The 17665-nt window shown below is 73.1% G+C and carries 17 protein-coding genes, 1 tRNA gene and 1 pseudogene; 4 read left to right on the forward strand and 15 right to left on the reverse strand.

What is annotated here, in order from left to right; translation table 11 throughout:
- Positions 1-55: 55 nt before the first annotated feature.
- From ZF1_RS25330 to ZF1_RS25385, 12 genes and pseudogenes are all read right to left on the reverse strand, one after another.
- A complete protein-coding gene (locus tag ZF1_RS25330; protein WP_346105796.1) occupies positions 56-1054 on the reverse strand; it encodes an LLM class flavin-dependent oxidoreductase in 999 nt (332 codons plus the stop codon).
- A gap of 33 nt (positions 1055-1087) precedes the next feature.
- Positions 1088-2623: an acyl-CoA synthetase gene (locus ZF1_RS25335; RefSeq protein WP_482638502.1), complete on the reverse strand. Its 1536-nt coding sequence runs from the start codon at positions 2621-2623 to the stop codon at positions 1088-1090.
- A gap of 162 nt (positions 2624-2785) precedes the next feature.
- Positions 2786-3094: a YciI family protein gene (locus ZF1_RS25340; RefSeq protein ID WP_482638503.1), complete on the reverse strand. Its 309-nt coding sequence runs from the start codon at positions 3092-3094 to the stop codon at positions 2786-2788.
- A gap of 58 nt (positions 3095-3152) precedes the next feature.
- A complete protein-coding gene (locus tag ZF1_RS25345) occupies positions 3153-4100 on the reverse strand; it encodes an acyl-CoA desaturase (protein WP_482638504.1) in 948 nt (315 codons plus the stop codon).
- A gap of 124 nt (positions 4101-4224) precedes the next feature.
- Entirely contained in the window at positions 4225-5481 is a 1257-nt protein-coding gene (locus ZF1_RS25350) for an IS256 family transposase (protein WP_482636365.1), read from the reverse strand.
- A 266-nt stretch (positions 5482-5747) separates the two neighbouring features.
- Positions 5748-5990, reverse strand: a complete 243-nt coding sequence (locus ZF1_RS25355) for a hypothetical protein (protein WP_482638505.1) — start codon at positions 5988-5990, stop codon at positions 5748-5750.
- Between the two features lie 113 nt (positions 5991-6103).
- A complete protein-coding gene (locus ZF1_RS25360) occupies positions 6104-6715 on the reverse strand; it encodes an Asp23/Gls24 family envelope stress response protein (protein ID WP_482638506.1) in 612 nt (203 codons plus the stop codon).
- Between the two features lie 77 nt (positions 6716-6792).
- Positions 6793-7131 (reverse strand): annotated as a pseudogene (locus ZF1_RS25365) (RNA polymerase sigma factor); the annotation flags it as partial.
- A gap of 362 nt (positions 7132-7493) precedes the next feature.
- Positions 7494-7691: a hypothetical protein gene (locus ZF1_RS25370; RefSeq protein WP_062398389.1), complete on the reverse strand. Its 198-nt coding sequence runs from the start codon at positions 7689-7691 to the stop codon at positions 7494-7496.
- 134 nt (positions 7692-7825) lie between these two features.
- On the reverse strand, positions 7826-8266 hold the full coding sequence (locus ZF1_RS25375) for an STAS domain-containing protein (protein WP_083474382.1): 441 nt from the start codon (positions 8264-8266) through the stop codon (positions 7826-7828).
- A 368-nt stretch (positions 8267-8634) separates the two neighbouring features.
- Complete coding sequence (locus ZF1_RS25380) at positions 8635-8814, reverse strand: hypothetical protein (RefSeq protein WP_482638507.1); 180 nt, start codon at positions 8812-8814, stop codon at positions 8635-8637.
- Between the two features lie 355 nt (positions 8815-9169).
- Positions 9170-9244, reverse strand: a tRNA-Thr gene (locus ZF1_RS25385).
- 154 nt (positions 9245-9398) lie between these two features.
- Between ZF1_RS25385 and ZF1_RS25390 the strand changes: the two genes are divergently transcribed.
- Genes ZF1_RS25390 through otsB form a run of 3 tightly spaced genes read left to right on the forward strand, consistent with a single transcriptional unit; the run spans position 9399 to position 13083 of the window.
- Positions 9399-10871, forward strand: a complete 1473-nt coding sequence (locus ZF1_RS25390; RefSeq protein WP_405421241.1) for a threonine/serine exporter family protein — start codon at positions 9399-9401, stop codon at positions 10869-10871.
- A gap of 32 nt (positions 10872-10903) precedes the next feature.
- On the forward strand, positions 10904-12322 hold the full coding sequence (locus tag ZF1_RS25395; RefSeq protein ID WP_100878896.1) for an alpha,alpha-trehalose-phosphate synthase (UDP-forming): 1419 nt from the start codon (positions 10904-10906) through the stop codon (positions 12320-12322).
- Complete coding sequence (gene otsB, locus ZF1_RS25400; RefSeq protein ID WP_482638508.1) at positions 12319-13083, forward strand: trehalose-phosphatase; 765 nt, start codon at positions 12319-12321, stop codon at positions 13081-13083. The genes ZF1_RS25395 and otsB overlap by 4 nt, the downstream gene beginning before the upstream one ends.
- Positions 13084-13109: 26 nt before the next feature.
- Here the strand turns inward: otsB and ZF1_RS25405 are convergent, their stop codons facing one another.
- From ZF1_RS25405 to ZF1_RS25415, 3 genes are all read right to left on the reverse strand, one after another.
- On the reverse strand, positions 13110-14060 hold the full coding sequence (locus ZF1_RS25405) for a transglycosylase domain-containing protein (protein ID WP_482638509.1): 951 nt from the start codon (positions 14058-14060) through the stop codon (positions 13110-13112).
- Positions 14061-14547: 487 nt separating this feature from the next.
- The gene (locus ZF1_RS25410) at positions 14548-15390 is read right to left on the reverse strand and encodes an MOSC domain-containing protein (RefSeq protein ID WP_405421235.1); all 843 of its coding nucleotides are present in this window, start codon (positions 15388-15390) and stop codon (positions 14548-14550) included.
- Positions 15384-16487, reverse strand: a complete 1104-nt coding sequence (locus tag ZF1_RS25415) for a LacI family DNA-binding transcriptional regulator (RefSeq protein WP_208826660.1) — start codon at positions 16485-16487, stop codon at positions 15384-15386. The genes ZF1_RS25410 and ZF1_RS25415 overlap by 7 nt, the downstream gene beginning before the upstream one ends.
- 163 nt (positions 16488-16650) lie before the next feature.
- On the opposite strand from ZF1_RS25415, the gene ZF1_RS25420 reads away from it, so the two are divergent.
- Positions 16651-17664: a metal ABC transporter solute-binding protein, Zn/Mn family gene (locus ZF1_RS25420; RefSeq protein ID WP_405421232.1), complete on the forward strand. Its 1014-nt coding sequence runs from the start codon at positions 16651-16653 to the stop codon at positions 17662-17664.
- The last annotated feature ends 1 nt before the right edge of the window (position 17665 follow it).

Here is a 17665-nt window from a genome sequence, read left to right on the forward strand (position 1 = left end):
CGGTGCCGCGGTCAGCCCACGGCGGAATCGCCGGGCGACACCCGGCTCGGGGCGCTCAGGAGGCGAGCACCTTCGGCATGATGTCGTTCTTGATCCGCTTGAGGTCGTCGAGCGTCTTCGACACCGGGACGTCGGCGAACGGCGGCCAGATCAGCGGCATGGTCATGCCCGCCTCCTTGTACGCCTTGAGCCGGTCGGTGAGCTGCTTCTCGGTGCCCACCAGCAGGTTCGACGCGACGCCGTTGACGGTCTGGTCGACCTCCTCGTCGGTGATGACCGTCCAGATCATCGAGCAGATCTCGAGGTCCTTGGCCCGCTTCGGGCTGCCGATCTCCTCGAACTGCTCGTCGATGGCCGTGATCCACTTGGCGAGGCCCTCGGGCGAGTCCTGGATGCCGATCCAGCCGTCGAGGTCGTACTTGGTGATCCGGCGCGCCGAGCGCAGCGGGTCCTTGAGGCCGCTCATGAAGATCGGCGGGCGCGGGTCCTGCAGCGGCTTGTGCCCGAAGCCGCACGCGTCGAAGTCGGCGAACTCGCCGTGGAACTCGTAGTGGTCGGCGTTCTTATCCCAGATGCCCTGCATGATCTCGATCGACTCGCGCACGTGCTTGTGGCGCTTCGGGAAGATGTGGGCGGCGCTCGCCGCGGCGAACTCCTCGGGCATCCAGCCGGAGCCGACGCCGACGTTCAGCCGGCCGCCGGAGAGGTGGTCGATGGTCGCCAGCTCCGCGGCGAGGACGCCGGGCGAGCGGAACGGCGTGTCGATGATGCTCATCCCGATGCGGACCTTGGTGGTCTTGGCGGCGAGCCACGGGATCAGCGGGTAGCCCTGGAACCACTTGCCGCGCGAGGACACCGGCAGGGCGTTCGGCAGCCCGTCCATCATGCCGAAGGAGTACTGCAGCTCCTGGCGGTCGGACTTCTCCGGGACGACGATCCGGTCGAGCGTCCAGACCGAGTCGAAGTCCAGGTCCTCGGCGAGCGCGGTGAGGTCCTCCAGCTCCTTGACCGTGACGAGGTCGCGGAAGTTGGGGAGGTACAAAGCGAGCTTCATGTGATGCTGCCTCCTTGCGGCATGACAGTGTCGCTAACGGGAGAGTGTGACCCTGATCTCGTTCTTCAGAACTTTACCCACAGTCGAGCGCGGAAGATCGGTCCAGAGCTCGACCTGCTTGGGGGCCTTCACGGAACCGATGCGCGCCTTGACGAACGCGACCAGTTCCTCGGTGTCGATCTCGGCACCGGGCTGGGGCTGGACCACCGCGGTCACCCGTTCGCCCCACTTCTCGTCGGGCAGGCCGACCACCGCGCAGTCCCGGACGGCGTCGTGCGCCATCAGAGCCTGCTCCACCTCGGCGGAGTACACGTTGAAGCCGCCGGAGATGACCATGTCCTTGGCCCGGTCGACGATGTGCAGGAAGCCGTCGTCGTCGAGCAGGCCGATGTCGCCGGTGTGGTGCCAGCCGTGCGCGGACACCTCCGCGGTGGCCTCGGGGTTGCGGTGGTAGCCGGCCATCACCAGCGAGCCGCGGACGCAGATCTCGCCGCGCTCACCCCGCGGGACCGGGCTCCCCTGCTGGTCCAGGATCGCGACGGTGACCAGCGGCGACGGCCGCCCGGCCGAGGCCAGCCGTTCGGTGGCGACGCTCCCGTCGGCGCGACGGTGCTCGGCGGGCGACATCGTCGAGATCATCATGGGGGCCTCGGACTGGCCGAACAGCTGCGCCATCGGCCCGATCCGGTCCAGCGCCTCGGTCAGCCGGGCCACCGACATCGGGGCCGCGCCGTACCAGAAGCACTGCAGCGACGACAGGTCCGTCGCGTCGAGCGCCTCGTGGCCGAGCACCATGTAGATCAGCGTCGGCGGCAGGAACGTGTGCGTCACCCGGTGCGCCTCGATCAGCTCCAGGAACCGGCCGACGTCGGGCTTCGCCATGATCACGACCTCGCCGCCGCGGGCCATCACCGGGAAGCACAGGACGCCCGCGGCGTGGGTCAGCGGCGCCAGCGCGAGGTAGACCGGCCGCTCGTCGAACGGGTAGCTCATCAGCGTGATCGCCGACATCGTCTCGACGTTGCGGTCGGTCAGCAGCACGCCCTTGGGACGCCCGGTGGTGCCGCCGGTGCCGACCAGCGCCACGATCTCGTCGGGCGGTGCCGCCTCGGCGGACGGGTCGTCGCGGGCGGCGTCGAGCCAGGCGTCGAAGGCCTCGGCCCGCCCGTCCGGGCCCGGGTCGCCGAGGCGCACCAGGGTGGTCAGCTGCGGGAGGTCCGGGGCGATCTCGGCGACCAGGCCGTCGAAGGAGGGCTGGTAGATCAGCGTGGTGCAGTCGAACAGGTCGAGCAGCTCGGCGGTCTCGTCCGCCGCGTTCCGCGGGTTGATCGGGCACCACACCGCGCCGGCGCGGGCGATGCCGAACACGCAGGAGAACGCGGTCGGGTCGTTCGCCGAGAGGATGCCGACCTTGTCCCCCGGCGCGACGCCGGAGCGTCGCAGCGCCCGCGCGACGGCGTGCGAGAGATCGACGACGTCGCCGTAGGACAGCGACGTGCCGTCGAGGGTCAGGCAGGGGGCCGCGGGATCGAGGGAGACGCCCTTGTCGAGGTAGTAGGTCAGCGACATCGCGGCTCCCCGGATCTGCACCGTTGCGGACAGCGACGACCGTGGCGGGAATCTGGACAGTTGTCAAGATTCCCTGCCCGACCGGGATGGGGAACGCCGACGGCGGACGGCCCGGGAGGATGGTCCCGGGCCGTCCGCCGTCGTGGTGCGGGGGAAGGGTGCCTACGCCTGCCCGGTCAGCGCCCCGGCCAGCGGGCCCAGCGGCGGCGCCCACTCGCGGATCTCGGCGCGGGCGACGACGCCGGCCGTGGAGAACGGGTCCGCGTCGACGATCGCCTGCACCGCGGCCCGGTCCTCGACGCGGAAGATCAGCAGGCCGCCCGGGTCCTCACCCGGGGCCCAGGCGCCGGCGACGAGCATCGTCCCGTCCTCGGCGAGGGGGCGCAGGTAGTCACGGTGGGCCGGACGCGTGGCGTCCCGGAGCTCCGTGTCGTCGGTGTAGGTGTAGATCAGTGCGAAGGTCGTGGCCACACCGCGATCCTCGCACGCGACGAAGCCGACGGGCCACCGTCGGCGTCGCCGCCGGTCGTCACTTCGCCGCGAGGCGCTCCAGGCGACGGGTGGTGGGCCAGCGGACGTTCGTCGCCCAGCCCGCCTTCTCGAAACCGCGGATGACCACGGCGGAGATGTCGATCTGGCCCTTCTTCACGCCGTGCCGGGCGCAGGTCGGGTCGGCGTGGTGCAGGTTGTGCCACGACTCGCCGCAGGACAGCAGGGCCAGCCACCAGACGTTGGCGGACCGGTCACGCGCCGCGAACGGGCGCTCGCCCCAGATGTGGCAGATCGAGTTGATCGACCACGTGACGTGGTGCAGCACCGCGACGCGGACGAAGCCCGCCCAGAACAGCGCGGTCAGCGCACCCCACCAGGACATCGAGATCAGACCGCCGAGCAGTGCCGGGCCGAGCAGGCTCGCGACGACGATCAGCGGGAACGCCTTGTCGACACGGGCGATGTCGCGGTCCTCCAGCAGGTCCGGGGCGAACCGCTTCATGTTGGTCAGGTCGCGCTGGAACAGCCAGCCCAGGTGGGCGTGCCAGAAGCCCTTGACCAGGGCCATCGGGCCGGTGCCGTAGAGCCACGGCGAGTGCGGGTCGCCCTCCTTGTCGGAGAACGCGTGGTGCCGGCGGTGGTCACCGACCCAGTCGAGCACGCTGCCCTGCAGCGACAGGCTGCCCGCGATCGCCAGCGCGATCCGCAGCGGGCGCTTCGCCTTGAACGCGCCGTGGGTGAAGTACCGGTGGAACCCGACCGTGACGCCGAGGCAGCTCACGTAGTAGAGGACGAACGCCAGTACGACGTCGGTCCAGCCGAGGAAGCCCACGCTCCAGGCGAGAGGGACGGCCGCGAACAGCGCCAGGGTCGGCAGCACGACGAACAGCCCCACCAGGAACATCTCGCCGGGTGGGCGCTTGCCGTCCAGGACGGGTGCGGGCCCGCTCTTCGTGGGAGCCGGCGCCGCATCGAGTGTCGTCATGGCTCCACTACATCGAGTGGCCGGCGTCGGCACAGTCCGGCTGGCCCCCCTGTGTGGAAGGGGTATCTCCTCGGGTCAAGTCCCCGGGCGTGGTGTGTGACGGCTGACGCGTGATCTTGCTGGGTCAGGCGCTGAGCGCCGGGATAGTTGGGGTCGGGATGGTCTCCTCGTGGTCGTCGGTGGGGCTGGGGTCGGTGGCTGCGCGGGCTCTGGCGAGGACGTCGAGGCCGAGGTAGCGGCGTCCTTCGGTCCACTCGTCGTGCTGCTCGGCCAGGACCGCGCCGACGAGGCGGATCAGTGAGTCGCGGTCGGGGAAGATCCCGACGACGTCGGTGCGGCGGCGGATCTCGCGGTTGAGGCGTTCTGTGGGGTTGTTCGACCAGATCTGTCGCCACACCTCCTTCGGGAACGCGGTGAACGCGAGCACGTCGGCGCGTGCTTCGTCGAGGTGGGCTGCGACCTGGGGGAACTTCTCGTCGAGAGCACTGTGGATCCGGTCGAACTGGGCATGCACGGAGCTGGCGTCGGGTTGGTCGTAGACCGAGTGCAGCAACGTTTTCACCCACGGCCAGCTCGCCTTCGGTGTCGCCGACATCAGGTTCGCCACATAGTGGGTGCGGCACCGCTGCCACGATGCTCCGGGCAACGTCGCCCCGATCGCGGCGACCAGCCCGGCGTGCGCGTCGGAGGTGACCAGGCGGACCCCGGTCAGGCCGCGGGCGGTCAGATCGCGGAAGAAGCCCAGCCAGCCGGCGCCGTCTTCGGCGGAGGTGACCTGCAGGCCGAGGATCTCCCGGTGACCGTCAGCGTTGACCCCGGTGGCGAGCAGGGCGTGCACGTTCACGACCCGGCCGCCCTCACGGACCTTGAGCACCAGGGCATCGGCGGCGACGAAGGTGTAGGGACCCGCATCGAGCGGGCGGGCACGGAACTCGGCGACGTGGGCGTCGAGGTCGGCGGCCATCACCGACACCTGCGACTTCGACAACCGGGTGATGCCGAGCGAGTCGACGAGTTTCTCCATCCGCCGGGTCGATACCCCGAGCAGGTAGCAGGTCGCCACGACCGTGGTCAGGGCCCGTTCGGCGCGGCGGCGGCGCTCGAGAAGCCAGTCCGGGAAGTAGGAGCCCGTACGCAGCTTGGGGACCGCGACGTCGAGGGTGCCGGCGCGGGTGTCGAACTCGCGGTGCCGGTAGCCGTTGCGCACGTTGACCCGGTCGTCGGTGCGCTCGCCGTAGTCGGCGCCGCACACGGCGTCGGCCTCCGCGGACATCAGGGTGTTGATGAAGGTGGTCAGCATCTGACGCAGCAGGTCCGGACTCGCCTGGGCCAGCTGCTCGTGCAGGAACCGGGTGGGGTCGATACTGGAGGGTGCGGTCATCGCGTGGTCGTCCTTCTTGAGTTCTGTGAGAGGTGTTCAAGAAGATCACGCGGTGGCCGCCCTACACGAGGCTCCGCCCGTCACCGGGCCGGTCGCACACCACTCTGATGGACGCCACTTCTCCTCGGCTGGGCCGTTCGCTCGCTCCCGTACCCCCGTCAGCAGAACCTACGACGACGACACGACCGTCCGCTCCCGGTCGACGGCTCACCCGGTGAACTGCCGATCGGGAGGGCGGCGCGTGCGGTCGGGGGGACAGTGGCGTCTCAGGTTGTGTGCATCGACGCGCGGTGGCGGTGGTCGGTCCCGGCTCGCCGGTCCCGGCCCCACGGCCCGCGGGCACGCCTGTCCAACCACCGCCGGACCGCGGTCAGGAAACGGGTGACCGTCGACGGTCCGCGGCGGCGTTCGATGGTGGCATCGAGCGCGCCCAGCAGCCAGCTCAGGAGCGGGACCCCCACGGCGAACAGCAGCCAGATCCGGATCCAGCGGGACAGGAAGACCCACATGGGGAGCTCCGATCGTCAGGGTGTCCGCACTTCTGCGTCACCTGTCGCCCCGTGTGACGTCCCGGACGCGCCGTCCTCACCCGCCCACCGGGTGGCGTACGTCACCGCGGTCCTCAGGGTTCGGTGAAGACGTCGTCGATCAGCACGGTGACCTGGACGGGTTCGAGGTCCGTGAGGTGGCGGACCGTGGCGACCACGGCGCGGCGGACGTCGTCGGCGAGCTGGTGCAGCGGGCGCCCGAAGTCCGCGGCGAGGGTGATCTCCAGGGCCGTGCTCGCCCCGGCGACGCCTGCGGTGATCTCGGAGTCCGAGTCGCGGTGGCCGGACAGGTCACGGCTCAGGGCGACGCGGACACCGGGAACACCTTCGGCGGAGTGCCGCGCGGCGGCGACGACCACCCGCGCGGCGACGCAGGTGACCCCGTCGGCGGTACGGACCGTGGCGTAGTCGCTGTCGTCGATCGCGCTGCGGATGCGCGCGAGCGCCTCCTCCATCGGACCCTCGGGCGCGATCACCTGCTCGGCGGCCAGGTCGCGCAGGGGTGACAGGAGCCTGTCGTACTCCGCGAGGGCCGCCTGGCAGTGCACGCAGCCCTGCTGGTGCGCGTCACGGTCGGCACCGCGGCCGTCGGCGACCTGGGTGAGCAGCGCGTCGACCGCCGTGCCGCAGGTGAGGGTGTCCTGGTCCCGACGGTCGGTGTGGTCGGGCTGGTCGTGCTCGGCCATGCCCACCCCCGCATGGTGTCGGCGAGCCGGCGGCGGGCTCGGTACAGACGGCCGCGCAAGGTCGGTTCGGAGACGCCGAGGATGGCGGCGGCCTCGTCGGAGCCCAGCTGCTCGATGTCCACCAGCACGACGGGGGCCCGCTGCTCGGCGGGCAGGTCGGTGACCGCCGCCAGCATCGCCGAGAGCCTGTTCCTGGCCATCACCTGGACGTCGGCGCCCGGCGAACTGACGATGTCCGGGTCGGTCAGGGGTGTGTCGTCACGGCGACGCCTGATCGTGCCCAGACAACGGTTCACCACGATGCGGTAGAGCCACGTGGTGAACAGGCTCTTGCCCGCGAACCCGGCCAGCGCCGTCCACAGCTGGATGACGACCTCCTGGGCGACGTCCTCGGCGTCGTCGGGGTTGCCGAGCATGCGCAGGGCGATCCGGTAGATGCGGTCGCGGTGGCGCCGCACGAGCGCCTCGTAGGCGTCGAGCGAGCCCTCCTGGGCCTTGCCGACGAGCCAGTCGTCGGCCTGGTGGTCGAGCCGCTCGGGGCGGTGCCACGCCGCGCCGGGACGGGGCCGGGCCGGCTGTCGTCGTGTGCCACGTGGGTCCGTACCTCCGGCTGGACGGTCGACGTCGACCTGTCGGGCTCGGGAACTCGTTGTTGCGGTGCCGGGAGCGCCGACGCCCTCGAGCCGGCGACAGGGGCGACGGACACGGGGACGATCGTTGCCTACACACGGACGTCCCGCCCGGCGGAGCAGTGGCTCAGGCGCGCACCGGGCAGGGGTCACCGGTAGTCCTCGACGGTCACCGTGATCCCCGCGTCGGGGATGACCCCGCGGACGGCGGCTCTGACCTGGTCGGCGATCTCGGCGATCGGATGGGGGTGGCGGCCGACGACGTGGACGTCGACATGCGTGGAGTGTCGGGCGTCCGCGCCCGTCCGCCCGGCGCTCCCCGGGTCGACGCCGAGGCGGACACCCACGACCCGCCGTCCCGGCAGATGGGTGGCGACGGTGCCGAAGGGCCCGCCGTGGAGATCGACGACACCCGGACAAGCCCGAACCGCGTCGGCGAGTGGGACGCTGAGGTGGTCAGGATGTTCTGGTCGGGGGTCGGTCATGGGCCCTCTCCTCTCTCGTCGTCGCGAGCTGTCCAGGTCGTGTGGGGGGTGGGCGCCCGGTCGTGCTCGGCCGGCTCCGTGTCAGGTGCGATCGCCTGCGTGACGTCGTCGGCGAGATGCAGCACGCGCTCGATGCCGCTGACCGCGACGAGACGTTCGAGTGCACGGTTCCCCGACACGACCACGCGCATGTCGATCCCGTGGGCACGCGCGAGCCGGTGGGTGCGCACCAGCAGGTCCAGACCATGGGAGTCCAGGTAGCCCACCGCGGTCAGGTCCACGCACAACCGGGTCGGAGCCGGGTCCGGTACGAGCGCGATGACCGTGCGCCGCAGCTCCGGCACGCGTGCGGCGTCGACCTCGCCGACGATCCGCAGCACCACGATGCCCGGGCCCGGCCTGTCCACGAGCACGTCAGCGGCATGATGCCCGCTCATTCGGTCCTCCTCGACCTCGTCGTCGGTGATCGGGTGATGCCGGGTCCGCCGGGTGGGCCGACCGCGGCCGGGCGCATCGCCCGCAGATCCACCACGAGCTCGCCGCGGACGAGCGGTGGCGGTCGGTGCGGCGCCGCGGAGAGCACCTGCAGCCCTCGATCACGTCGACGATCTCGGCCGCCCGTCCGGCGGAGGCAACGGATGCACGGACCAGGGCGGCGATCCCGTCGGGCGCGCATGCCGCCCGTCCGACGGCCGGGGAAGGTGGCCGTCGACCTCGCCGCAGGGCCCGGGTGCCGATTCCCTCCGGCAGCGCGCAGCTCAGCGCCCGGGGCGCGGCCGGAGCGAGAGCCGGCCCGGTGTGGACGTCACGCGATGCGGGCCGCTCCGCCGCCGAGGGTGTACACGCCGCGGACCTCGCGGGCCGCCGGACCTGCGATCTCGGCGACGACTGCCTCGGCGATCCGGGTACTGCCCCGGCCGGAGGACAGCGCGCCCGACACCGCCGGGCCCGGGGTCGTCGCCGTGGGGGTGTTCGGGGTGGTCATGTCCGGTCTCCCTTCGTGCTGCGGGCCCGGCCGCCTGGTGTGCCGGGGTCTCTGCGGCGGAGGAGGCCTCCGTTGCCGGAAGGTCTCGTTCCGTTCCACAGCCGTGGGACACGATCGGGACAGGATCCTCACGCGGCGGTGCTGTGATGTGATGTGAGCCATCGCCGAGCGGTCGGTCCTCGTGACCGGGGGAGACCGGTGCCGGCGAGAGTGGAGGGTCGTCCTGCCATCCGGCGTCTCGCGAATCGTCCGTAGCCCTGCGTCACGCTGTCGGCCGGCCGGCACGGCCTCGACCACGGGGAGCCGTGCGAGCGGTCCTGCCGGAGACGTTCCGGAGCGGACCGCTGATCGGACGTGGAGCCGGAGGTCGGGATCGAACCGACGACCTACCGCTTACAAGGCGGTTGCTCTACCACTGAGCTACACCGGCGGGCAGGCCCCAGCCTAACCCGCCCCTCCGTCGCAACCGCTCACCCCGCCCGGCCGTCGGACGGTGTGAGGTAGGCCGACGCCCCGACGCGGGTCGGCGGCCCGCCCCTAGCCTGGTGGGCGACGCCAGACCCGCACGACGGAATGGAGGGATCGTGGCCGAGGAGACGCCGCCGGCCGACCGGTTCGCACGGCGACTGCGCGGCGCGCTGCGGCGTGACGCGAAACGGCTGCTCACCCCGGGTCCGTCGACGGTGCCGATGCTCATGCTCGGCCCGCAGGTCCCCGACGACGCCCGTGTGCAGGAGGTCCTGGACCTCTGCATGCGGATCGGTGAGATCGAGCTGTCCTCCGGCGAATCGGTCGACGAGGTCACGGCGACGATGCTGCGGCTGGCCAACCTGGCGGGTCTGCCGGCGGTCGACGTGGACATCACGTTCACCTCGATCACGATGTGCTGCCACCGCGGCAACGCCGCCCAGCCGGTGACGACGATGCGGCTGGTCCGCTACCGCACGCTCGACCTGTCCCGCCTCGCCGAGACCGAGGCGATCATCCGCGACGTCGAGGCGGGTCGGCTCGACGTGCGGGCGGCGTCGTCGAAGGTCTCCGAGGTCGTGCGGCACCCGCACCCCTACCCCCGCTGGGTGGCGACGTTCGGCTGGGCCGCGCTGGCCGCGTCGATCGCCCTGCTGCTCGGTGGCGGCCCGCTGACCGCGACGACGGCGTTCGTCACCACCGCGATCATCGACCGGATCGGCCGGGTACTGGCCCGGCGCGGGGTCGCAGCGTTCTTCCAGCAGGTGGTCGGTGGCTTCCTCGTCACCGCCTCGACGGTCGCCCTGGTGCAGCTGGAGGTGTTCCCGCCGGGCACCCGGGCGTCCTACATCGTCGCCGCGGGCATCACGGTGCTGCTGTCCGGGCTGAGCGTCGTCTCCACCGTGCAGGACGCCCTGACCGGCTACTACCTGACCGCGGCCGCCCGCATGGTCGAGATCTCACTGCTGTCGGCGGGGTTGCTGACCGGCGTCGTGCTCGGCCTGCAGCTGGGGCTCGCAATGGGGACCCAGATCGAGGTGTCCGGGGACCTGCCGTCGGGACCGGGCCAGTTCGGGCTCTCGCTGGTCGCCGGTGCGCTGGCGGCGGCGTTCTACGCGCTCGCCGGGTACGCACCGTTGCGGTCGTTGCCGATCGCCGGCGCGGTCGGCGCGTCAAGCTGGCTGGTCTACGGCCTGCTCACGCAGAACGCCGGGCTCGGCCAGGTACCCGCGACCGGTGCCGCGGCCCTGGTCGTCGGGCTCGCGGCGGGCCTGCTGCGGCGCGGCACACAGACCCCGCCGATGGTCGTCACCCTCGCCGGGGTCACCCCGCTGCTGCCCGGTCTGGCCGCCTACCGCGGCTTCTACCAGCTGGCGATCGAGGGGCCGTCCGAGGGATTGGTGACGATCACGATCGCGCTGGCCGTCGGTCTGGCGCTGGCCGCGGGCGTCGCCCTGGGGCAGTTCGTGGCCAGCCCGCGCCGCCGTCCCGAGGACCGGCCCGGCGGGGCCGAGAGCTCCCCCACCGGCGCCGCGGCCGTCGGCTCCCCGGTGCCCGACACCACGGCCGGCGGGGCCGATCCGAAGTAGGGTCGCCACGGGGCGAGCGTCGAGGAGGGCATGTGTCCACAGGGGAACCGGTGACCGCAGCGGATCTGGTGGTGGTGGCCAACAGGCTCCCCGTGGACCTGGAGCGGCATCCGGACGGCAGCACCACCTGGCGTCGCAGCCCGGGTGGCCTGGTCACGGCGTTGGAGCCGACCCTGCGGGCCCGGGAGGGTGCCTGGGTCGGCTGGCCCGGCGTCCCCGACGCCGAGGTCGAGCCCTTCGCCGAGGACGGCCTGTCGCTCTTCCCGGTGATGCTGACCGCGCAGGAGGTCACCGACTACTACGAGGGCTTCTCCAACGGCACGCTCTGGCCGCTCTACCACGACGTCGTCGCGCCACCGCAGTTCCACCGGCACTGGTGGCGCGCCTACACCGCGGTGAACCAGCGCTTCGCCGAGGAGGTCGCGAAGGTCGCCGCCCAGGGCGCGACGGTCTGGGTGCAGGACTACCAGCTCCAGCTCGTCCCGGGGAAGCTGCGCGAGCTGCGCCCGGACCTGCGGATCGGCTTCTTCCTGCACATCCCGTTCCCGCCGGTCGAGCTGTTCCGCCAGCTCCCGTGGCGGACCCGGATCATGGAGGGCCTGCTCGGCGCGGACCTCGTCGGTTTCCACACCGACGGCGGCGTCCGCAACTTCCACTGGCTCGCCCAGGAGCTCGCCGGGGCCTCCACCGACCGCGACCCGGAGGTGCTCCACCACGGCGGACGGCGGATCCGGCTCGGCGCGTTCCCGATCTCGATCGACTCGCACCGGCTCGACGAGCTGGCCCGGACCCCCGAGGTCGAGAAGCGTGCCGCCGAGATCCGGACGGAGCTCGGCAGCCCGGAGAAGATCGTGCTGGGTGTCGACCGGCTCGACTACACCAAGGGCATCGACGTCCGGCTCCGCGCGTTCCACGAGCTCCTCGAGGAGGAGCGGGTGTCCGTCGACGACGCGGTGATGATCCAGCTGGCGACGCCGTCGCGGGAGCGGGTCGAGCACTACCAGCAGATGCGCGCCGACATCGAGCAGGCCGTCGGCCGGATCAACGGCGAGTTCGCCCGCGTCGGGCACCCGGCGGTGCACTACCTGCACCGGTCGTTGCCGCGCGAGGAGCTCGCCGCGTTCTTCCTCGCCGCCGACGTCATGCTCGTGACCCCGCTGCGCGACGGCATGAACCTCGTCGCCAAGGAGTACGTCGCCTGCCGCCCCGACGACGGCGGCTGTCTCGTGCTGTCCGAGTTCGCCGGTGCCGCGATCGAGCTGACCAGCGCCCTGCTGGTCAACCCGCACGACACCGACGGCGTCAAGGAGGCGCTCTACGCGGCGCTGACCATGAACGCCGAGGAGGGGCGCAAGCGGATGCGCACGCTGCGCCGCCAGGTCCTCGACCACGACGTCGACCGCTGGGCCACCGGGTTCCTGGAGGCGCTCGGCATCCGGGTCGAGCAGTGAGCCCCGACGCCGTCCTGGATCAGCTCGCCGGCGTGGGGCGGCTGCTCGTCGCCCTCGACTTCGACGGCGTGCTGGCCCCGCTGGTCGACGACCCGTCGGCGTCGCGGCCGCTGCCCGCCTCGGCCGACGCCGTCCGGCGCCTCGCGGCGCACGACGCGACGACCGTCGTGATGCTGTCCGGCCGGGGCCGCGACGACCTCGCAACCGTCTCCGGGTTCGTCCCGCCGGTCGGGCTGGTGGGCAGCCACGGCGCCGAGTACGACGACGGGCTCGCCGCCCTGCTCGGGCGCGGCGGCCTGCTGACGCCCGAGCAGGAGCGCCGGCGGACCGCGCTGCTCGACGGCCTGCGCACCCTGGTCGACGGGACCCCCGGGGCGCGGCTGGAGACCAAGCCCGCGGGCGGAGCGGTGCACGTGCGCGGCATGAACCCGGCCGCCGGGGCGGCACTGCTGGAGCGGGTCCACGCCGAGTGGGCCGGTGACGGCGTCGACGCCGTCGCGGGCAAGGACGTGCTGGACCTGGCCGTCGTCGAGACCACCAAGGGCTCCGCGGTGGAGGCGCTGCGGTCGGCCCTGCACGCGGACGCGGTGCTGTTCGCCGGGGACGACGTCACCGACGAGACCGCGTTCCGGGTGCTGGGCGACGGCGACGTCGGCATCAAGGTCGGCGACGGCGCCACCGCTGCCCGCTTCCGGGTCGCCGACCCGCAGGAGATGGCCGGGGTCCTGGAGCGGCTGGCCGCGCTGCGCTGCGGGTCCTGACCGGGTCCTGACCGGGTCGCGGCAGCTCAGTCGAGGTCGGCCAGCGCGGCCGGGGGCTCGCGGCACGGGTCGTCGGCGGCGGGCAGGTCGGAGGCGTTGCCGGGGATCCCGAGGCCCTCGGTGGCGGCGAGCCCGCCCATCTGGGTGTACCAGCGCGGGGCGCGCTCGCGGGCGTGCCAGTAGCCCTTCGCGCTGATCCAGCCGCGTTCGCCGGGGTCGGCGACGCCGTTGCCGTTGGCGTCGCCGAGGAAGCGCATGCCGCCGCCGGGGGCGCGTTCGACGTGCAGCGGGGACGGCAGCAGTCCGATGAGCTGGGCGGACTCGTCCACGCTGAGCGAGCGGCTGGACTTGCCGAAGTAGTACCAGGAGGCGGCGCAGACGCCGTAGACGCGCGGCGCGAACTGCGCGACGTTGACGTAGATCTCCAGGATCCGGCGCTTGGGCATGACGAGCTCCATCGTCTCCGCCGGCGGGATCTCCAGCGCCTTGCGCACCGGTTCCAGCGGCGGGTAGCGCCCGGCCCACAGGAACAGGTTCTTCGACGTCTGCTGGGTGATGGTCGACCCGGACGGGTCGTCGGTGCCGTCCATGTACGCCTGCACGCGCGCCCACTGCATCCCGTAGTCGACGGCGAGGGTGCGCTCCGGGAACTGCTGGTCCTCCTGCCCCATCACCACGATCAGGAAGTTGCGCGACACGTGCTCGGCGTCGGTCCACTGCGCGACGGTCGGCCCGAAGTTCCACAGCCGGAACATCGTGTACGGCGGGTTGACCAGGGTGAACAGCAGCACCAGGACCAGCGGGACGGCCTGGGCGACCAGGGCCCAGCGCAGCAGCCTGCGCAGCCGGGCCCGGGTCGACGGCGGCGGGGTCCCCGGGGGCTGCTGCGGCCGCAGCCGGCGCAGCCGGTCCCGCAGCGCCGCGACCTGCGGCCCGATCGGGCGGCGCGGGGCGGGCCCGGACTCCGAGCGGGGCACCGCGCCCGCACCTCGGCGCGGGGGCGGGCCGGTCCGGCGGGCGCCGCGACGCGTGGGCAGTGGCCGCTGGGCCGGGTGGAGCACGTCTGGGCGGTCGGACGCCACGGGGCGCGGGATCGGGCGCCGGGCGTCCGGGGAGTCGGACGGTGCGGGGCGCGGGGCCCGACGCAGGCCGTCGGGGCGGTCGGGCGGCGCGGAGGGCCGCGGGGCCGGCGGGGTGGCACGGCGCGGGCCGGCCGCCCGCCCGCCGGCGGACGTCCGGGAGGCGGGGGCGGCACGACACGTGGCGGCCCGGCCCCGGGACGCGACGCGGGAGGCGGCATCGGGGGGCGCCGCCCGGCGGGGCCCGGGGGCGGTGGTGGCGGACGGCGACGTGGGTCGCGCTCGTCGTTCAGCGCAGCCTCCCCCTCACCCCGGTCCGGCCACCCGGACGGGCGACCCGAACCCGACGATACCGACGGGGCGGGAGGAACCGTGGCCGGTCCGGTCAGCGCGGAGGGCCGCAGGCCGGGTCGACGGCGTCGAGCACCTCGACCTCGTCGCCGACGGCGATCTCGGCTCCCGGGTCGTCCGGGATCAGGTTGACCCCGAACCACACCTTGCCGTCGAACCGCCGGTGCCGGGCCAGGGTCGCCATCGGCTCGCGGCCCTTGACGGCCGTGTCCGGGTCGACGGTGGTGAGCACGCAGCGGGCGCAGCCCTTGGCCACCCGGAACTCCGCGGCGCCGATCCGGATGCGCCGCCAGCCGTCCTCGGCCCAGGCCGGTGCGCCGTCGACGACGGCGTTCGGCCGGAACCGGGTCATCGGCAGCGGGGCCTCGGCCGCGTTCGGGCCGTCGGCGACCAGCGCGTCCAGCGCGTGCAGCGAGGCGGTGGAGGCGAGCAGCAGCGGATAGCCGTCGGCGTAGGAGACGCGGTCGTCGTCGTGGGAGAAGCCGGGGTCGGGACGGCGCCGGGCCGGGTCGTCGAGGTGGATCAGCCGCACCGGGTCGCCGAGCAGCTCGGAGAACCACGCGTCGGCCGCCGGGCCGGCCGGGACGCCCGCGGTGTCCCAGCGGTGCACGCGGGCCGGCACCGGCTCGCCGTCGGGCACGGGGACGGTGAGCGGCGGCAGCCCCGGTCCGGTCAGGCGGAGCCCGTCGGCGGCGGGGGTGGGCGCGACGAGCACGAGCCGCGGGTGGGTGCGCGCGGTGACCACGGCGCCGTCGTCGCGGACCAGCATCCAGCGCCGGTCCCCGGCGAGACCGGCCCGTTCGACGACGGCGCGGGCGACGTCCGCGCCCCGGCAGGACTTGACCGGGTAGCGCCGCAGCCCCGTCAGGCTCACCATCCGGAGAAGAACTCCCCGGACTGGCGCAGCCCGCGGGTGGTCGTACCGACGATCAGCTCGGTCGGGAGCGTGACGTGCTCGGGGACGTGGCGGTCGCCGCGTTCGAGCAGCAGCCGTCCGGCCTCGAGGCCCTTCTCCCGGAACGGCTGGCGGACCGTGGTCAGGCCGACGCGCTCGGCCTCGGGCACGCCGTCGAACCCGGCGACCGAGAGGTCCTCGGGCACCCGCAGGCCGCGGTCGCGGGCCTCGCGCAGCGCGCCGAGGGCGAGGATGTCGGAGGTGCACACCAGCGCGGTGATCCCGGGGTGGGAGTCCAGCAGGGTGGCGGCGCCGTCCGCGCCGGCGTCGAGGGAGTGCTCAAACCGCTCGATGACCGGGACGTCGGCCCAGTCGACACCGGCCTCGGCGAGCGCCGCGCGCAGCCCGGCGAGGCGCTCGCGCTGCACGGCGTAGGAGCTGCCCTCCTGCCGGGCGACGTCGGCCCTGCCGTCGTGCCGGTGCGAGGACAGGCGCATGCAGAGCACACCGACGCGGCGGTGGCCGAGCTCGACGAGGTGCCGCCCGAGCGCGAGGGTCCCGGCGCGGTCGTCGACGCCGACGCGGTCCACCCCGGTGATCCCGGTGGGCTGGTCGCAGACGACCGTCGGCACCGGGCGCTGCAGGACGGCCCGGAAGTGCGGGTCGTCCTCGCTGACCGAGTAGACGACGAAGCCGTCGACCCCGGCCTGGTAGACGGAGTCGACGTCGGAGTGCTCGGGGCTGACCGGGATCAGCAGCAGACCGGTGCCCGCCTTCTCGCAGGCCAGCGCGAGCCCCTCCAGGAAGCCGGTGGCGCCCGGGTCGCGGAAGGCGTAGCTGAGCGCCTCGGTCAGCAGCAAGCCCACCGCTCCGGCACGCCGGGTGCGCAGCGAGCGGGCGACCGGGTCCGGGCCCGGGTAGCCGAGCCGCCGGGCCGCCTCCAGGACGCGCTCGCGCAGCGGCGCGGACAGCTGGTCGGGGCGGTTGTAGGCGTTCGACACGGTCGTCCGGGAGACCCCGAGCTCGGCGGCCAGCGACGCGAGCGTCGCCGGGCGCCGCGGGTGCTGGGGGCCGGTCATTCCCCGAACGGTAGCGGCGCGGTCACGCACGTGAAAGTCCGCCCCGACCGGCCACGACGGGATCACACGCCGCGCGCGTTCCGGGCTCCCCGTACAGCGGTAGAGTGAATCTGAGAACGATTTCCAATAAATCTATGCCGATATGTTGATGGGAGTTCCGTCCGTGTCCCGATCCCCGCTCCGCCCGGCCGCGCTCGTGGCCGGGCTGGCCGCACTCGCCCTGGGTCTGACCGCCTGCGGCTCCGGCCAGGTCGACGCCCCCACCAGCGCCGACACCCCGCAGGTGAAGATCGTCGCCTCCACCGACGCCTGGGGCGCGGTCGCCCGCGCCGTGGGCGGCAACTACGCCAGGGTCGAGTCGGTCATCAGCTCCCCCGACGTCGACCCGCACGGCTACGAGCCGACCCCGCAGAACGCGGCGACCGTCGGCGAGGCCCAGCTGCTGGTCATGAACGGCGGCGGCTACGACGCGTTCATGACCGACCTCGTCGCCGCGTCCGGCAACAAGGCCCCGCTGGTCGACGCCGTCGAGGTCTCCGGCATCGAGGGGGCCCAGGAGGCCGCCGCCGACGACCACGGCCACGACCACGCCGCCGGGGCCACCCCCGAGCCCGCGGGCGAGGCGGACCACGAGCACGAGCACGGCTCGTTCAACGAGCACGTCTGGTACAACCCGGCCGCGGTCGGCCGCGTCGCCGAGCAGCTCGCCGACCAGCTCGGCCGCATCGACCCGAGCGCCGCGGAGTACTTCCGCACCAACGCCCAGACCCTCGAGGGCGGCGTCGCCCAGCTGACGTCGAAGGCCACCGAGATCGGCCGCGCGCACCCGGGGGCCCGGGTCGCCGTCACCGAGCCGGTGCCCGCCTACCTGCTGCAGGCCGCCGGGATCGCGAACGCGACCCCGCAGGAGTTCTCCTCGGCCGTCGAGGAGGGCACCGACCCGCCGGCCGCCGTCGTCGCGCAGATGCTGGGGCTGTTCACCGCGCAGCCGCCGGTCGACGCGCTGGTCCTCAACAGCCAGACGACCTCGCCGACCACCGACCAGGTCCGCGACGCCGCCCAGAAGGCAGGCGTCCCGGTGGTCCAGATGTCGGAGACGCTGCCCGCGGGCACCACCGACTGGGTGCAGTGGATGAACGCCAACCTGGACGAGCTCTCCGCGGCGCTGAACCGCTGAC

This window comes from Pseudonocardia sp. ZF1 (genome assembly GCF_056835605.1).

What these genes read in the sequence shown, in the direction of transcription:
- ZF1_RS25415 (WP_208826660.1), bottom strand. Translation starts at nt 16,487, where the DNA reads ATGACCGGCCCCCAGCACCCGCGGCGCCCGGCGACGCTCGCGTCGCTG.
- ZF1_RS25330 (WP_346105796.1), bottom strand. Translation starts at nt 1,054, where the DNA reads ATGAAGCTCGCTTTGTACCTCCCCAACTTCCGCGACCTCGTCACGGTC.
- ZF1_RS25335 (WP_482638502.1), bottom strand. Translation starts at nt 2,623, where the DNA reads ATGTCGCTGACCTACTACCTCGACAAGGGCGTCTCCCTCGATCCCGCG.
- ZF1_RS25360 (WP_482638506.1), bottom strand. Translation starts at nt 6,715, where the DNA reads ATGGCCGAGCACGACCAGCCCGACCACACCGACCGTCGGGACCAGGAC.
- ZF1_RS25375 (WP_083474382.1), bottom strand. Translation starts at nt 8,266, where the DNA reads ATGAGCGGGCATCATGCCGCTGACGTGCTCGTGGACAGGCCGGGCCCG.
- ZF1_RS25380 (WP_482638507.1), bottom strand. Translation starts at nt 8,814, where the DNA reads ATGACCACCCCGAACACCCCCACGGCGACGACCCCGGGCCCGGCGGTG.
- ZF1_RS25410 (WP_405421235.1), bottom strand. Translation starts at nt 15,390, where the DNA reads ATGGTGAGCCTGACGGGGCTGCGGCGCTACCCGGTCAAGTCCTGCCGG.
- ZF1_RS25355 (WP_482638505.1), bottom strand. Translation starts at nt 5,990, where the DNA reads ATGTGGGTCTTCCTGTCCCGCTGGATCCGGATCTGGCTGCTGTTCGCC.
- ZF1_RS25345 (WP_482638504.1), bottom strand. Translation starts at nt 4,100, where the DNA reads ATGACGACACTCGATGCGGCGCCGGCTCCCACGAAGAGCGGGCCCGCA.
- ZF1_RS25350 (WP_482636365.1), bottom strand. Translation starts at nt 5,481, where the DNA reads ATGACCGCACCCTCCAGTATCGACCCCACCCGGTTCCTGCACGAGCAG.